A 14,144-nucleotide genomic window follows, 5' to 3' on the forward strand; every position below is an offset into this window, starting at 1 on the left:
AATCACGGTCACCGTCAGCTGTTCCTCTCCCCGCGCCCCAGGTAGTCCGCGAGGCTCAGTGCGGGGCCGCGGCGGTCGGCGCGGCCCGGCCTGCCGCCCGGCGCGGGGCGTTCCGTACCGGCCGCGCTGACCTCCAGGCGGCCGATCTGTACGTGCACCACGCGTTCGGCGGGCCGCTGGCCGCGCCGGCCGGCGGCCGCCGCGCGTGCCGCGTCCCGGGCCGCCGGTACCTCCGTACGGGGGCGCAGCGCGGGGGTCACGGCGCGCGGGGCGGTGTCCGTCCCAGCGGAGGCCGGCGTGGCGGCCGCCCGCCGCGCGGGGCCGGACTCCTCCCCGCGGTCGGCCGTACGCCGTGTCCCCGCGCGCTGCCCCTCGGGTGCGGCGGGCCGCAACCCCGGCTCCGGGCGGGCGGCCGGGCGGAGCAGGGGCGTGGCCGGCCACGCGGAGCGCTCGGCGGGTTCCGGAGCGACCGGGGGCGCCGGCTCGGGCCGGAGCACCGTCGTCTCGTGTTCGGTGGTCCTGATCTCCCGCTCGAAGCGGAGCCGTTCGCCCTCGGCGGGCGCGGCGAGCGGGGTCTGCGGGTACAGCGCTGCCGGGGCTTCCGGCTCGACCGGTGCGCTCCCCAGCGCTTCGATGCGTTCGAAGGGGCCCGGGAGCCGTGGCTGCAGGCGTACGCGGCCGGTCGCGCTCGTGTTCCCGCCCGGCGCTCCCGTGTTCCCGCCGGGCGCGCCAGGGAGCGCGCGCGGCGCCGGCGCGTGCCGGGCGACCAGCCGCCCCAAGTAGTCGTCAGACATCGGCGCACAGCTCCAGGTAGTAGCGGCGCCGCAGCGGGCTGAGCGCCAGGATCTCGGGCTCGCTCCAGCCGTAGGCGGAGGCGAGCAGGTGGACGTCCAGGAGCACGTCGCGGGCCCAGGCGTCCAGTTCGGTCCACAGGTACGCGGCGATGTCCAGCTCGGCCGGGGTGGTCGTGCCGCACTCGGGGCAGGCGATGTTCAGGGTCACCTCGGCGCCGGGGTCGGCCTCCTCGACCGCCTCGGCGAACCGTTTCAGGACCGCCTCCGGAAGCCGCTCCAGCTCCTCCGGCCCGGCCGAGCGGTCGCCCTTGCGGGCCGATACGGCACACCGGCCCCCCAGCAGCCGCCGGGCCTCCGCCGGGTCGTGTGCAGCGGTGGCCGAGACGGCGGTGAGGTCGGCGACGGACGGCAGCCGGAAGACCACCGACCAGCCGCCCTCGTCGACCCGCAGGCCGCCTTCGGGCAGGCTCGGCCGGGCCGCGCCCAGTTCGGCCGCGTCCAGCTCGAACTCCATCGCCGCGCCGCACTCCGGGTCCGCGCAGGCCAGCTTGACCTGCATGCGCTCGCCGAACAGCGCGCGGCGCAGGGCGAAGAGGTCCGCCGCGCGCTCGCCCGCCGGCACCGACAGCAGTGCGTCGGTGCCGGCCTCGGGGCGTGCGGCGCGGTGCAGCAGCAGGGCTCGGCCGCCGTCCTGGAGGGCCTGTCCGGCCTCCCAGGCGGCCAGCAGCTCAGCGGGCCCGGTGACTGCCATTCCTTACTCCGTTGATCAGGCGGGGTGCGTGAACGAGGGCTCCTGCGGCTCCTCGACCTCGTAGTCCCGCTCCCAGCCCTCGCACTCCAGCTTCAGGCTCTGGATCGCCACCGCGTTGGCGTTGGCGTCCATCTCGCCGAGCACCTGGTACTCGCTCGGCCAGGCCCGGTAGATCTTGTGCGAGACGGCGACCTGGCCGGCCTCGTTCAGGACCTGGATGACGATGTCCTTGCGGAAGTCCGCGAGCGACACCTCCGAGCCCAGGCCCGCGCCGACCTGCCAGACCTTGTTGGCCCAGCGGTCGAACTCCGGGTCGTGGGTCACCCCGCGCTCCAGGGTGATGCCCTCGAACTCCGAGCGGCCGGGCGACTTCCGCGGCGAGCTGGGGTCGCCGCCGTGGCGGTGCTTGACCACCTCGGTGGTGCGCTTGAGCGGGGAGATCTTGCTGATGCCCGCGACCGTACGACCGTCCCACAGGACCAGGAACTTGAAGTTCTTGTACGGGTCGAAGCGATGGGCGTTGATCGTGAACTCTGCCATCGGATTCCTTCGGTTCCTCGAATTCCTTCGCTGATGGACCCCTGCCGGGGGCCCTGCGGGCTAGAGCTCGAACTGCCCCGCCATCTGCTGGATCTTGACGATCACGAACTCCGCGGGCTTGACCGGCGCGATGCCGACGACGACGTTGACGATGCCGTTGTCGATGTCCTCGGCGGTCGTGGTGTCCTTGTCGCACTTGACGAAGTACGCCTCGCGCGGCGTGCCGCCCTTGAAGGCGCCCTGCTGGAACAGGCCGTGCAGGTACGACGAGGCGTTGAGCCGGATCTGCTGCCAGAGCTGCTCGTTGTTGGGCTCGAAGACCACCCACTGCAGGCCGCGCAGCAGGGACTCCTCGACGTGCAGCGCGAGCCGGCGGACCGGTACGTACTTCCACTCGCTGTCCAGCGCGTCGGCGCCCTGGAGGGTGCGCGCGCCCCAGACCACCGGGCCGACCATGGGGAAGGTCCGCAGGGAGTTGATGCCCAGCGGGTTCAGCAGGCCGTTCTCCCGGTCGGTGAGCTTGACCGAGAGGGAGTGCACGCCCGCGAGGCGCGCCTCGGTGCCCGCCGGGGCCTTCCACACGCCGCGCTCGCTGTCCGTACGGGCGATCACGCCCGCGATGGCGCCGGACGGCGGGAAGGTGCGGAGCCGGCCGGTGAGCGGGTCGGTGAGCTGGAGGTGCGGGAAGTACAGCCCGGAGTGGTTGCCCCGGACGGACTCGAAGGCGCCGATGCCGGCCCGGGCGGAGTCCACGGAGACCCAGGTCGAGGGCGCGTCGACGAGGTGGAAGATGCGGCGCTCCTGGCAGAGCCGCTCGGCGGCCGAGAGGACGGTGATCATGTCCTCGGTGTTCTCGTACCCGGACAGCTCCGGCAGCGAGAGCAGGTTCACGTCGTCGACGTCGCGCAGCGCCTGCAGGCCGGTCTTGCGGGCCTCGCTGCCGATGATGTCGCGCGGACCCGGCACGTCGCCGTCGACGCCGCCGGAGAGCGGGAAGACCGGCGGGTTGACCGAGGCCTCCAGGCCCAGGTCGTTGGCGCACTCGCCGACGAACCGCACCACGTCCTCGGGGTCGGCGGACCCGGCGACCACCTGGAGGCGGCGGCCGAAGGCGGTGACCTGCGCGCCGGCGTAGGCGTGCTTGCCCGGCGCGTCGGGCAGCGCGCGCAGCTTGCGCTCCAGGAGGAGGGCGAGCTCCGTGACCGTGCAGGGCGCCTCGCCGTCCTGGTCGGGGTCGTAGAGCGTGAACTCGCGCTCGACCTCGCCGATCTTGACGGTGAGGTCGACGTTCAGGTCGGGCAGGTCGTGGGCGAACGGCTTCGAGACCGTGCCGGAGGGGTCGGGGCGCCCCTCGTCGAGGACCTTGACGCGGATCAGCTGCGAGCCGGCGTTGATCACGGTCTCGGCGTACCGGCCGCTCTCGGGATCCATGGACAGGTTGCCGTACGACTCGCGGGCGGTGCCCTTGGCGTCCAGGACCTGGAGGTTGAACGTCTCCCCGTGAGAGGGGTGGCGCGAAGCGCTTCGTGCAGGGGTGGTGGTCGAGTGACGGGCGGGCGTGTCGTGGTCGACGGCGATGCGCAGGCCGTCGCCCCAGATGCCGGGCTCCTTGGCGTGCACCTCCAGCACCGGGCACTCGCTGTGGCCCTCGGTGGACTCCAGAGTGACGCAGGCCTCTTCGCCGGTGCCGGCCTTCACGGTCCGGACGATGACCGCGACGGTGCCGCCGTTGCCGAAGAACTGGTGCACGGCGTAGCTCAGCGGACTCTTCGAGGTCAGGCCGCCGAAGCGGCGCTCGAAGTCGGCGAAGCTGGTGACGCGCACCGGGTGGTTGAGCGGGCCCCGGCGAGTGTGTCCCACAAAGGCGGTCACCGAGGTGGTGACGGTGGTGATGCTGCGGACGCTGCTGGGAAGCTCTTCGACGTAGACGCCGGGATAGGTCGCGTTTGTCGGCATTCCCCCTCCAATCCCTGTCAGGCACCGAGTAAGAGGCACCAAGAGGGCGGAAGGGGGAGGAGGTGGGCAAGCGACGCCACCGCGCCCCTACGCGGCCGCGCCTACTCATCAGTTCTCCCCCGTCTGTCCCCGCCGGGGTCGGCCGGCCGGGACCAGGCAGCCGTGGGCAACGGCAGGCCTGTGACTCCTGATGCGTAAGTGCTCAACGCAGTTTCCAGGGCTGATAGTTGGAGGGTCAAGGATCCTTTCCGGTCGGCTTTTGCGCAGGAGTTGTGTGGGTCGTGTCGACGCGGTGGGCGGGCGGCTGCGCCGAGTGCCCGGGTCGTACCCCCGTGAGCCGCTCGCCCGGGTGCATACCGGGCGCCCCGGCGCGTGCCCGGCGGAGGACACGCGGCGGACGGGTGTACTCCGTGTGAGGACTCCGTGCGGAGCACCGTCGAGATCCGGCCACTCCCGGACAGGGGCTGTGACGCGCGCCTCCGTCCGCGTGATCTGTGACAGTAATCACCGCCGCAGTGTGATCTGCGATTTAGAAGGGCCGGTGCCGCGGGGATAACCTGCGAGACGGACATGCCGCGTACCGGCTGACGATGTACGCCCTTGCTGTGACTGCGTTGTCACCCTGCCTTCGCGGCACGCCCGCGCAGACAACGAATCCACGATCACCACGTTCGTGGGCTAATTGAGAAGCAAAGGGACGGACGCGCGTGGACCTGTTCGAGTACCAGGCGAGGGACCTCTTCGCCAAGCACGGTGTACCGGTGCTGGCCGGTGAAGTCATTGACACGCCTGAGGCGGCCCGCGAGGCGACCGAGCGGCTGGGCGGCAAGTCTGTCGTCAAGGCGCAGGTGAAGGTCGGCGGCCGCGGCAAGGCCGGCGGCGTGAAGCTCGCCGCGACCCCCGACGAGGCCGTCGCCCGCGCGACGGACATCCTCGGGATGGACATCAAGGGCCACACGGTCCACAAGGTGATGATCGCGGAGACCGCTCCGGAGATCGCCGAGGAGTACTACGTCTCGTACCTCCTCGACCGCACCAACCGCACCTTCCTGGCCATGGCCTCCGTCGCGGGCGGCATGGACATCGAGGAGGTCGCGGCGACCACCCCCGAGAAGCTCGCCAAGATCCCGGTGGACTCCAACGAGGGTGTCACCAAGGAGAAGGCCCAGGAGATCGTCGCCGCGGCGAAGTTCCCCGCCGAGGTCGCCGACCAGGTCGCCGACGTCATGGTCACCCTGTGGAAGACCTTCGTCGCCGAGGACGCGCTCCTCGTCGAGGTCAACCCGCTGGCCAAGGTCGCCTCCGGTGACGTCATCGCCCTCGACGGCAAGGTGTCCCTGGACGCCAACGCCGAGTTCCGCCAGCCGGAGCACGAGGCCCTGGAGGACAAGGCCGCAGCCAACCCGCTCGAGGCTGCCGCCAAGGCCAAGGGTCTGAACTACGTCAAGCTCGACGGCGAGGTCGGCATCATCGGCAACGGCGCGGGTCTCGTCATGAGCACCCTGGACGTCGTCGCGTACGCCGGTGAGAACCACGGCAACGTCAAGCCCGCCAACTTCCTCGACATCGGTGGCGGCGCCTCCGCCGAGGTCATGGCGAACGGCCTGGAGATCATCCTCGGCGACCCGGACGTCAAGTCCGTGTTCGTCAACGTCTTCGGCGGCATCACCGCCTGCGACGAGGTCGCCAACGGCATCGTCCAGGCCCTGGAGCTCCTGAAGTCCAAGGGCGAGGACGTCAACAAGCCGCTGGTCGTCCGCCTGGACGGCAACAACGCGGAGCTGGGTCGCAAGATCCTGTCGGACGCGAACCACCCGCTCGTGCAGCGCGTGGACACCATGGACGGCGCGGCCGACAAGGCCGCCGAGCTCGCGGCTGCGAAGTAAGGGAAGAGGGACTCCAGAACAATGGCTATCTTCCTCAACAAGGACAGCAAGGTCATCGTCCAGGGCATGACCGGTGCCACGGGCATGAAGCACACCAAGCTCATGCTGGGTGACGGCACCAACATCGTCGGTGGCGTGAACCCGCGCAAGGCCGGCACCAACGTCGACATCGACGGCACCGAGATCCCCGTCTTCGGCACGGTCGCCGAGGCCATGGAGAAGACCGGCGCCAACGTGTCCGTCCTCTTCGTGCCGCCGGCCTTCTCGAAGGCCGCCGTGGTCGAGGCCATCGACGCCGAGATCCCGCTGGCCGTCGTGATCACCGAGGGCATCGCGGTGCACGACTCCGCCGCCTTCTGGGCGTACGCGAAGGCCAAGGGCAACAAGACCCGCATCATCGGCCCGAACTGCCCCGGCCTGATCACCCCCGGTCAGTCCAACGCCGGCATCATCCCGGGCGACATCACGAAGCCGGGCCGCATCGGCCTGGTCTCGAAGTCCGGCACGCTGACGTACCAGATGATGTACGAGCTGCGTGACATCGGCTTCTCGTCGGCCGTCGGCATCGGTGGCGACCCGGTCATCGGCACCACCCACATCGACGCCCTGGAGGCGTTCGAGGCGGACCCCGACACCGACCTGATCGTCATGATCGGTGAGATCGGCGGCGACGCCGAGGAGCGTGCGGCCGACTTCATCAAGGCCAACGTCACCAAGCCGGTCGTCGGCTACGTCGCGGGCTTCACCGCGCCCGAGGGCAAGACCATGGGCCACGCCGGCGCCATCGTCTCCGGCTCCTCCGGCACCGCCCAGGCGAAGAAGGAGGCCCTGGAGGCCGCCGGTGTCAAGGTCGGCAAGACCCCGACCGAGACCGCCAAGCTCGCCCGCGAGCTGCTCGCCGGCTGAATCCGGCGCGGCGCGGCGCTGCGTCCCTGACGTGACGCCCGCGTAGCTTTCTCCGCGGACCCGTACTCCCTTGGGGGGTGTACGGGTCCGCGTCGTTTGCGGCCGCGCTCCGCCTACGGGCGCTGCTGCGGGTCGTGCTCGGCCTGCGGGTCGCCGGCCGCGGGAACACCGGGCGGCCCCGGCGGCGGGACGTACCGCTCGCCGCCCCCGGTCCACAGCGCGGTGGCGGTGAGGGCGACGATCAGCCCGGTCAGCCCGATCGCACTCCGCGTCATCCGCCGGGTGCTGCGCTCGCCGCCCGTCCGCACGGCGCGGGCCGCCGGCGTCCGCACCGGATGCGCCGCCGCCAGCCGGGCCAGCCGCTCGCACAGGATCGCCCGCTGCCGGGCCGGTGACGCGCCGTCCAGCCCCAGTTCCGGCAGCCGCTCGGCGAGCTCCTCGCGGGCATGCGTCAGCCGGCCGGCCGCCGCCGGCGTACTCGCCTCGACCTCGGCCGCGGTCTCGCGCAGCTCCAGGCCGACCGCGTCGTGCAGCAGCAGGGCGCGGCGGTACGGCGCCGGCAGCCGCAGCAGGGCGGTCAGCAGCGGGTCGGGCCGCCCGCTCTCCGCCGCCCGCGCGGGGGAGCGGAAACTGCTCGGGCGGAACCGGTGCCAGGGGGAGAGCGCGTACTCGTGGGTCGCGGCCCGCACCCATCCGGCCGGGTCCAGGTCCCTGGCCACCTCCGGCCAGCGCTGCCAGGCCAGCTGGAACGCGCGCTCGACCGCCTCGCCCGAGAGCCGCGTCCGGCCGGTGAGGAGGAAGGCCTGGCGGGCGAGGGCCGGCGCGTGACGGTCGTACAGCGCGTCGAAGGCCGCGACCGGTGACGGCGCAACGGGCTGCGCGTCGCCGCGCGCGCTCTCCGGTGGCGGGCCGGCGCTCTTGGCCCGTGAGGCTTTCCGGGGCCGGGGCGCCTTCCGGGATTTCGGGGGCTGCCGGCTCTTCCCGACCTTCCGCGACTCCTGCGCCTTACGGGTTGTAAATCCCATAAACGTATATTGAGCGACACGTCCGGCATTCGCCCGCTGCGTGGTGGAAACGGGTGTAGTTGGGAGCATGGCGGCGTGAGCCAGCTGACCGACAGCGACCCGACGGCCGCCACGTCCGGCGGCGCCGCGGCGCCGCGCGTCACCACCCCCGTCGGCGCCTTCCTCGTAGGAGTGGTCACCGCCGGGCTGGGCCTCGGCGTCTGCACCGTCTCCGTCCTCCTCCTGTGGATCGCCGCGCCGGCCCCGGCCGGCGGCCCCGCCGGCGCGCTGCATGTCGCCGCCGACCTCTGGCTGTTCGCACACGGCGCGAACCTCGAACGCACCGCGGGGGCGGGCGCCGCCGCCGTACCGGTGGGGGTGACGCCGCTCCTCCTCGTCGCCGTGCCGGTGTGGCTGCTGTACCGGTGCGCCCAGCACGCCCTTGCGGGGGCGGCCGACGGGAGGGTGCCCCGGCAGGCCGGGAGCGGCACGGGTCCGCGCGCGGCGCCCCTCCGCGCGGCGGCTCCCGGCGCCGTGCTCGGCCGCTTCCTCGGCGGCTACCTGCTCGTCGCCGCGGTCGCCGTGGCCTACGCCGCGACCGGACCGCTGCGCGTCGACCCCTTCAGCGCGCTGCTCTTCGTGCCGCTCACCGCGGCGGGCACGGTCGCGATGGTGGCGGCGCGCACCGTCGGGCTCCGTACGGTGCTGCCGCCGTCCGACCGGCTCCGCCGGATCCGGGCCGCGCTGCCGCCCGGCGTGCGCGCGGCACTCGCCCGGCCCCGGCGGGCCGCCGCGCTGCGGGCCGCGTGCGCCGCCGGAGCGGTCCTGCTCGCCACGGGCGCGCTGCTCGTCCTGACCGGGCTGGTGTGGCACGCGGGCGACGTACACCACGGCCTCCTGCGGATCGCCCAGGACTGGCCGGGGCGCTGCACGGTCGTGCTGGTCTGCCTCCTGCTGCTGCCCAACGCGGCCGTCTGGGGTGCCGCGTACGCGCTGGGCCCCGGCTTCACGCTCGGCGGCGGCAGCGCCGTGGGCCCGCTCGGCGCCACCGCTCTCCCGGCGGGGCTGCCGCCCTTCCCGCTGCTGGGCGCGGTGCCGCAGGAGGGCCCCGGGTCGCCGCTGACCTGGGCGGTGGCGGCGGGACCCGTCGTGGCCGGGGCGGTCGCCGCCCGGTACGCGGCCCGGCCCGCGCGCGCCGCGGTCGCCGGGGTACGGGACGCGGCGCGGCACAGCGGGGACGAACCCGCCGGGCAGCGCCGGGCGCGCGCCGCGGTGGCCCGGCTGCTGCGCTGGAACCGTCGCGCCACCGCGACGGTCGCCGCGCTCGCCGCCCTGTGGTGCGGGGTGGGGGCCGCCGTCCTGTCGGGCGCGGCGGGCGGCGCGCTCGGCACGGCCGCGCTCCGGCACGTCGGCCCGAGCTGGTGGCTCACGGGCGCGGCGGCGGCCGGCTGGACCGCGGCCGTCGCCGTACCGGGCGCGCTGCTGCTGCGCGAGTGGTACCTCTGGCGCGGGCTCGGCCGGTCGCCGCTGGCGCAGTTCCGGGCGTACCGGTCGGGGCGCGGGCAGCGCCGGGAGGCCCGCGCGGAACGCCGGGAGAAGGCGGCGGCGGAGTCCCGCGCCGCCGCCCAGGAACGCGCCGTGGCCCGCGCGGAACGCAAGACCCGCAGGTCGGACCCGGCACACGCGCCCCGGCGTGATGTCCGGGCCGACGGCGAGCGGAAGGTACGGCTGCGGGGGGTACGGCTCCGGCGGCGTACCGGCACGGGGACCGGGGCCGGCAGCGGGACCGGGGCGACCGCGCACCCCTGGCACGAGACCGGCTCCCGCCGCACCCGCTGGGCCGAACTGCGTCGCGTCTCGGGCGGGCTGGGCGCATCGGTCACGCCGGGGGCGTCGGGGACGTCGGAGGCGTCGGACGCTTCTGCCGCACCGGACGGCACTGGCACCTCGGAAGGCCCCGCGCCGGAGTGGCCCGGCGGAGTGGGCGGGCCGGGCATGGACTGAGTCGGTCCCGGCCGGTCCGGCGCTCGGACCGGCCGGGACCGACTGCTCCTGCTGGTCCTGCTACTCCGGCTACTCCTGGACGCTCAGGATCGGTCGCAGCTGTTCGGGGAGCAGCTTCTCGCAGGAGTGCCGCGCCGACTGGGTGAGGGCGTCGTTGACGCAGGTGAAGTAGTCCTTGTACACGAGCTGGAGGGTGAAGCTCGCGGCCACGATGGCCAGCGCCAGGCACGCCGTGACCAGCCCGCTCAGCGCCGCGGTGGTCTGCGGCCGGCCGCCGCCGTACGTCGCGGGCGTGGCGGTGTTCCCGGCGGTCGCGTGCGGCGGGCCCGCCGCCGGAGTGGTGTCCGTGCCGTGCGGGGCGCTGTCGGGCACACCGCCGGAGAAGTCGGCGGCCGTGGCCTTCGCCCCGCCCGTCCGGCCGCCGCCCTGCTTGCCCGCGCGCGGCTTGGCGCGCAGCGAGCTGATGCCCCAGTACAGCGCCAGCGCGCCGAGCAGCAGGGCGATCTCCGGCAGGCTGAAGAGCGCGAAGAAGAAGGACCACATGCCCGACAGCAGTGCGTAGCGCGCCCGCCGCTGGGCCGGGTCAGTCGGGTCCCAGCGCAGTCCGCCCTGGCCGGGGCCGCCGGTGCCGCCCGGCCCCTCCGGGCCGCCGCGCCCGGGCCGGCTGCCGAATCCGCCGCCCTGGCGTCCCGGCTGGCGGCTGCTCCACTGGCTGCCCCAGCCCTGCCCGGAGCCCTGCTCGCCGGAGGAACCCTCGGAGGAGTCGTCGCCGTGGTGCCCGGAGTGCGCGTGCGCGTGGCGGGGCCGCCACTCCTGGTCGGGCGTCCCGGCGGGCGGCGCGGCGAAGGGATTGTCCTGGTCCCCGCGGTCCCGGCCCTCACGGTCGCGGCCCTTGCGGTCCCGGCCCTCGCGGTCCCGGCCCTCGCGGTCGTCGGGGCCGCCGCTGCCGCCCGTACCGCCGGAGCCCGCGCCCTGCTGTCCCTCCGCGGCGCCCGGGGATCCGGCGCCCGGGGTGCCCGGTGCCCCCTCCGACGAGGACGACGGCCTGTGCTCGCGCGGCAGCAGCACCGCCCCCGGTGCGGTGGCGGGCATCGGGAGGAGAAGGAGGGCCGCCCGGCGGCGTCGGTCCGTCATCTGAGGTGCGTCTTCCCCTTGTCTCGTCCGTCCGCCGGGCCGTCGGGCCGGCGGCGGGTCACCACGAATCCCATGTGATCCACCGGACCTGCCGAGAGATCACATGCGCTCTCACGCCCGACGCTACCTCCCGCGTCCGCCCCCGTCCCGTGGGGGCCGCGCGGTGTGCCGGTATCGTTGCTGACGGTCGGCGCCTTCGTAGGGTTCCCCGGATTTCCGGTACCCACGGCCTTGTACGACCACACAAAGCACGCGAGACCGAGAAAGAACCCGCCGTGGCTTCCTCCCCACTCACCGTCCCCGCGCCCGCCCGTCCCGGCCGCCCGGCCCGGATCGTCGCGCTGGTGTCCGGTTCCGGCACCAATCTCCAGGCGCTGCTGGACGCCATCGCCGAGCAGGGCACGGCGGCGTACGGAGCCGAGATCGTCGCCGTCGGCGCCGACCGGGACGGCATCGCCGGCCTGGAGCGCGCCGAGCGCGCCGGGCTGCCGGTCTTCGTCTGCCGGGTCAAGGACCACGCCGACCGCGCGGCCTGGGACCGGGCGCTCGCCGAGGCGACCGCCGCGTACGAGCCGGACCTCGTCGTCTCCGCTGGCTTCATGAAGATCCTGGGCAAGGAGTTCCTCGCCCGGTTCGGCGGCCGGACCGTGAACACCCACCCGGCCCTGCTGCCCAGCTTTCCCGGTGCCCACGGCGTGCGCGACGCGCTCGCGTACGGCGCGAAGGTCACCGGCTGCACCGTCCATTTCGTCGACGACGGCGTCGACACCGGTCCGGTCATCGCCCAGGGTGTGGTCGAGGTCCGGGACGAGGACGACGAATCCGCGCTGCACGAGCGGATCAAGGAAGTCGAGCGTTCGCTGCTCGTCGATGTCGTGGGGCGTCTGGCCCGTAACGGCTACCGCACTGAGGGACGAAAGGTAGTTATCCCGTGACCGAGACCGCCGAAGGTACCAAGCGGCCCATCCGCCGGGCGCTGGTCAGCGTCTACGACAAGACCGGGCTGGAAGAGCTGGCGAAGGGGCTGCACGCGGCGGGCGTCCAGCTCGTGTCCACCGGTTCGACCGCCGGGAAGATCGCCGGGGCCGGCGTCCCCGTCACCAAGGTCGAGGAGCTGACCGGCTTCCCCGAGTGCCTGGACGGGCGCGTGAAGACGCTGCACCCGAAGGTGCACGCCGGCATCCTCGCCGACCTCCGTCTGGAGGACCACCAGAAGCAGCTCTCCGACCTGGGCGTCGAGCCGTTCGACCTGGTGATCGTGAACCTCTACCCGTTCGCCGAGACCGTCGCCTCCGGCGCGACCCCGGACGAGTGCGTCGAGCAGATCGACATCGGCGGCCCCTCGATGGTCCGCGCCGCCGCCAAGAACCACCCCTCGGTGGCGGTCGTCGTGAACCCGGCCCGCTACGAGGACGTGCTGACCGCCGCCTCCGAGGGCGGCTTCGACCTCGCCACCCGTAAGCGGCTGGCCGCCGAGGCGTTCCGGCACACCGCCGAGTACGACGTGGCGGTCGCCTCCTGGTTCGCCGCCGACTACGCCGGTGACGGCGGCGAGTTCCCCGGCTTCCTGGGCGTCACGTACGCGCGCAAGAACGTGCTGCGCTACGGCGAGAACCCGCACCAGGCCGCCGCCCTCTACACGGGCGGCTGCGGCGGGCTGGCCGAGGCCGAGCAGCTGCACGGCAAGGAGATGTCGTACAACAACTACACGGACACCGACGCCGCGCGCCGGGCCGCGTACGACCACTCCGAGCCCTGCGTGGCGATCATCAAGCACGCCAACCCCTGCGGCATCGCGATCGGCGCCGACGTCGCCGAGGCGCACCGCAAGGCGCACGCCTGCGACCCGCTCTCCGCGTTCGGCGGCGTCATCGCCGTCAACCGCCCCGTCTCCGTCGCCATGGCCGAGCAGGTCGCGGAGATCTTCACCGAGGTCATCGTGGCCCCGGACTACGAGGACGGCGCGGTCGAGGTGCTGTCCCGCAAGAAGAACATCCGGGTGCTGCGCTGTCCCGAGGGTCCGCAGCCGCCGGCCGAGTTCAAGCCGATCGACGGCGGCGGCCTGGCCCAGGTCAAGGACGTCCTCCAGGCCGAGGGCGACGACCCGGCCAACTGGACGCTGGCGACCGGCGAGGCGCTGTCCGCCGAGGAGCTGGCCGAGCTGGCGTTCGCCTGGCGTGCCTCGCGCGCGGTGAAGTCCAACGCGATCCTGCTCGCCAAGGACGGCGCGACGGTCGGCGTGGGCATGGGCCAGGTCAACCGCGTGGACTCCGCGAAGCTCGCGGTCGAGCGCGCGGGTGAGGAGCGGGCGCGCGGCTCCTTCGCCGCCTCCGACGCCTTCTTCCCCTTCCCCGACGGCCTCGAGGTACTGACCGGGGCCGGCATCAAGGCCGTCGCCCAGCCCGGCGGTTCGGTCCGCGACGACCAGGTCGTCGAGGCCGCCAAGAAGGCCGGCGTCACGATGTACTTCACGGGCACGCGCCACTTCTTCCACTGAGACGCGTACCGCACGTACAAAGGCCGGGGCCGCCGCACCTACGGGTGGGGCGGCTCTCGCCGTACAGGGCGCTTCACGTCTCGTGTGCATGCGGCATACTCCGCCGTATGAGTGAGGGAAACACGCCCCCGGACGGCGGCTTCGGCCCTGCGGACCAGCCACCACCGGGGCAGACGCCGCCGGCGGGGCCCCCACCGGGAGCCGCCTACGGGTATCCGGGGCCTGCCGCCCCGGGCGGTTACGCGCAGCCCCTCCTGATGCTCGGTGACATCACCGTCATCCCCGACGGCATCCTCACGCCGGTCGGCCAACTGCCGCTCAAGGGCGCCGTGTGGACCGTCCAGGACATGTCGCGCACCGAGGAGAAGATCCCGACGCACGCGATCGTCCTGGCCGTCGTCTTCTTCGTCTTCTGCTTCCTCGGCCTGCTCTTCCTCCTCATGAAGGAGAAGAGCACCACGGGGTACATCCAGGTGGCGGTGCACAGCGGCGGGAAGTACCACGCGGCGATGATCCCGGCGACGCACGAGAACGTGGTGTTCCAGGTCACGCAGCAGGTCAACTACGCGCGTTCGCTGAGCGTCTGACCGTCTCCGGGAACAGGGCCGTCTTCCGGAAACAAGGCGGGCTTCCGGGAACAGGGCAGGGCCCGTACCCACTGGGGTACGGGCC

At 73.4% G+C, this 14,144-nt stretch carries 12 protein-coding genes; 6 read left to right on the top strand and 6 right to left on the bottom strand.

Annotated elements, in window-relative coordinates; genetic code table 11:
• Positions 1-14: 14 nt before the first annotated feature.
• Genes ABZ840_RS16125 through ABZ840_RS16140 form a run of 4 tightly spaced genes read right to left on the bottom strand, consistent with a single transcriptional unit; the run spans position 15 to position 4,041 of the window.
• The gene (locus ABZ840_RS16125) at positions 15-794 is read right to left on the bottom strand and encodes a hypothetical protein (RefSeq protein ID WP_361559530.1); all 780 of its coding nucleotides are present in this window, start codon (positions 792-794) and stop codon (positions 15-17) included.
• Positions 787-1,545, bottom strand: coding sequence for a hypothetical protein (locus tag ABZ840_RS16130; protein ID WP_361559532.1), 759 nt, complete (start codon positions 1,543-1,545; stop codon positions 787-789). The genes ABZ840_RS16125 and ABZ840_RS16130 overlap by 8 nt, the downstream gene beginning before the upstream one ends.
• Positions 1,546-1,560: 15 nt before the next feature.
• Positions 1,561-2,085, bottom strand: coding sequence for a phage tail protein (locus tag ABZ840_RS16135; protein ID WP_030254205.1), 525 nt, complete (start codon positions 2,083-2,085; stop codon positions 1,561-1,563).
• A gap of 60 nt (positions 2,086-2,145) precedes the next feature.
• A complete protein-coding gene (locus ABZ840_RS16140) occupies positions 2,146-4,041 on the bottom strand; it encodes a phage tail sheath C-terminal domain-containing protein (protein ID WP_361559536.1) in 1,896 nt (631 codons plus the stop codon).
• Positions 4,042-4,748: 707 nt separating this feature from the next.
• Between ABZ840_RS16140 and sucC the strand changes: the two genes are divergently transcribed.
• On the top strand, positions 4,749-5,927 hold the full coding sequence (gene sucC / locus ABZ840_RS16145) for an ADP-forming succinate--CoA ligase subunit beta (RefSeq protein WP_361559539.1): 1,179 nt from the start codon (positions 4,749-4,751) through the stop codon (positions 5,925-5,927).
• 21 nt (positions 5,928-5,948) lie between these two features.
• Entirely contained in the window at positions 5,949-6,833 is an 885-nt protein-coding gene (sucD, locus tag ABZ840_RS16150) for a succinate--CoA ligase subunit alpha (RefSeq protein ID WP_052863740.1), read from the top strand.
• 113 nt (positions 6,834-6,946) lie between these two features.
• Here the strand turns inward: sucD and ABZ840_RS16155 are convergent, their stop codons facing one another.
• Positions 6,947-7,858, bottom strand: a complete 912-nt coding sequence (locus ABZ840_RS16155) for a sigma factor-like helix-turn-helix DNA-binding protein (RefSeq protein ID WP_361559543.1) — start codon at positions 7,856-7,858, stop codon at positions 6,947-6,949.
• A 75-nt stretch (positions 7,859-7,933) separates the two neighbouring features.
• On the opposite strand from ABZ840_RS16155, the gene ABZ840_RS16160 reads away from it, so the two are divergent.
• Positions 7,934-9,841, top strand: a complete 1,908-nt coding sequence (locus ABZ840_RS16160; protein WP_361559546.1) for a DUF6350 family protein — start codon at positions 7,934-7,936, stop codon at positions 9,839-9,841.
• A 69-nt stretch (positions 9,842-9,910) separates the two neighbouring features.
• On the opposite strand, the gene ABZ840_RS16165 is transcribed toward ABZ840_RS16160, so the two are convergent.
• A complete protein-coding gene (locus ABZ840_RS16165; protein ID WP_361559549.1) occupies positions 9,911-10,975 on the bottom strand; it encodes a hypothetical protein in 1,065 nt (354 codons plus the stop codon).
• Positions 10,976-11,250: 275 nt separating this feature from the next.
• Between ABZ840_RS16165 and purN the strand changes: the two genes are divergently transcribed.
• The 3 genes from purN (at position 11,251) to ABZ840_RS16180 (ending at position 14,059) form a co-directional block, all read left to right on the top strand.
• Positions 11,251-11,910, top strand: coding sequence for a phosphoribosylglycinamide formyltransferase (gene purN / locus ABZ840_RS16170; protein WP_361559552.1), 660 nt, complete (start codon positions 11,251-11,253; stop codon positions 11,908-11,910).
• The gene (gene purH / locus ABZ840_RS16175; protein WP_361559555.1) at positions 11,907-13,472 is read left to right on the top strand and encodes a bifunctional phosphoribosylaminoimidazolecarboxamide formyltransferase/IMP cyclohydrolase; all 1,566 of its coding nucleotides are present in this window, start codon (positions 11,907-11,909) and stop codon (positions 13,470-13,472) included. The genes purN and purH overlap by 4 nt, the downstream gene beginning before the upstream one ends.
• A gap of 107 nt (positions 13,473-13,579) precedes the next feature.
• Positions 13,580-14,059, top strand: a complete 480-nt coding sequence (locus tag ABZ840_RS16180) for a hypothetical protein (RefSeq protein WP_361559558.1) — start codon at positions 13,580-13,582, stop codon at positions 14,057-14,059.
• The last annotated feature ends 85 nt before the right edge of the window (positions 14,060-14,144 follow it).

The organism is Streptomyces sp. NPDC047117 (genome assembly GCF_040643545.1).
Taxonomy (GTDB): domain Bacteria; phylum Actinomycetota; class Actinomycetes; order Streptomycetales; family Streptomycetaceae; genus Streptomyces.

What these genes read in the sequence shown, in the direction of transcription:
- ABZ840_RS16125 (WP_361559530.1), bottom strand. Translation starts at nt 794, where the DNA reads ATGTCTGACGACTACTTGGGGCGGCTGGTCGCCCGGCACGCGCCGGCG.
- ABZ840_RS16130 (WP_361559532.1), bottom strand. Translation starts at nt 1,545, where the DNA reads ATGGCAGTCACCGGGCCCGCTGAGCTGCTGGCCGCCTGGGAGGCCGGA.
- ABZ840_RS16135 (WP_030254205.1), bottom strand. Translation starts at nt 2,085, where the DNA reads ATGGCAGAGTTCACGATCAACGCCCATCGCTTCGACCCGTACAAGAAC.
- ABZ840_RS16140 (WP_361559536.1), bottom strand. Translation starts at nt 4,041, where the DNA reads ATGCCGACAAACGCGACCTATCCCGGCGTCTACGTCGAAGAGCTTCCC.
- sucD (WP_052863740.1), top strand. Translation starts at nt 5,949, where the DNA reads ATGGCTATCTTCCTCAACAAGGACAGCAAGGTCATCGTCCAGGGCATG.
- ABZ840_RS16155 (WP_361559543.1), bottom strand. Translation starts at nt 7,858, where the DNA reads ATGGGATTTACAACCCGTAAGGCGCAGGAGTCGCGGAAGGTCGGGAAG.
- ABZ840_RS16165 (WP_361559549.1), bottom strand. Translation starts at nt 10,975, where the DNA reads ATGACGGACCGACGCCGCCGGGCGGCCCTCCTTCTCCTCCCGATGCCC.
- ABZ840_RS16180 (WP_361559558.1), top strand. Translation starts at nt 13,580, where the DNA reads ATGAGTGAGGGAAACACGCCCCCGGACGGCGGCTTCGGCCCTGCGGAC.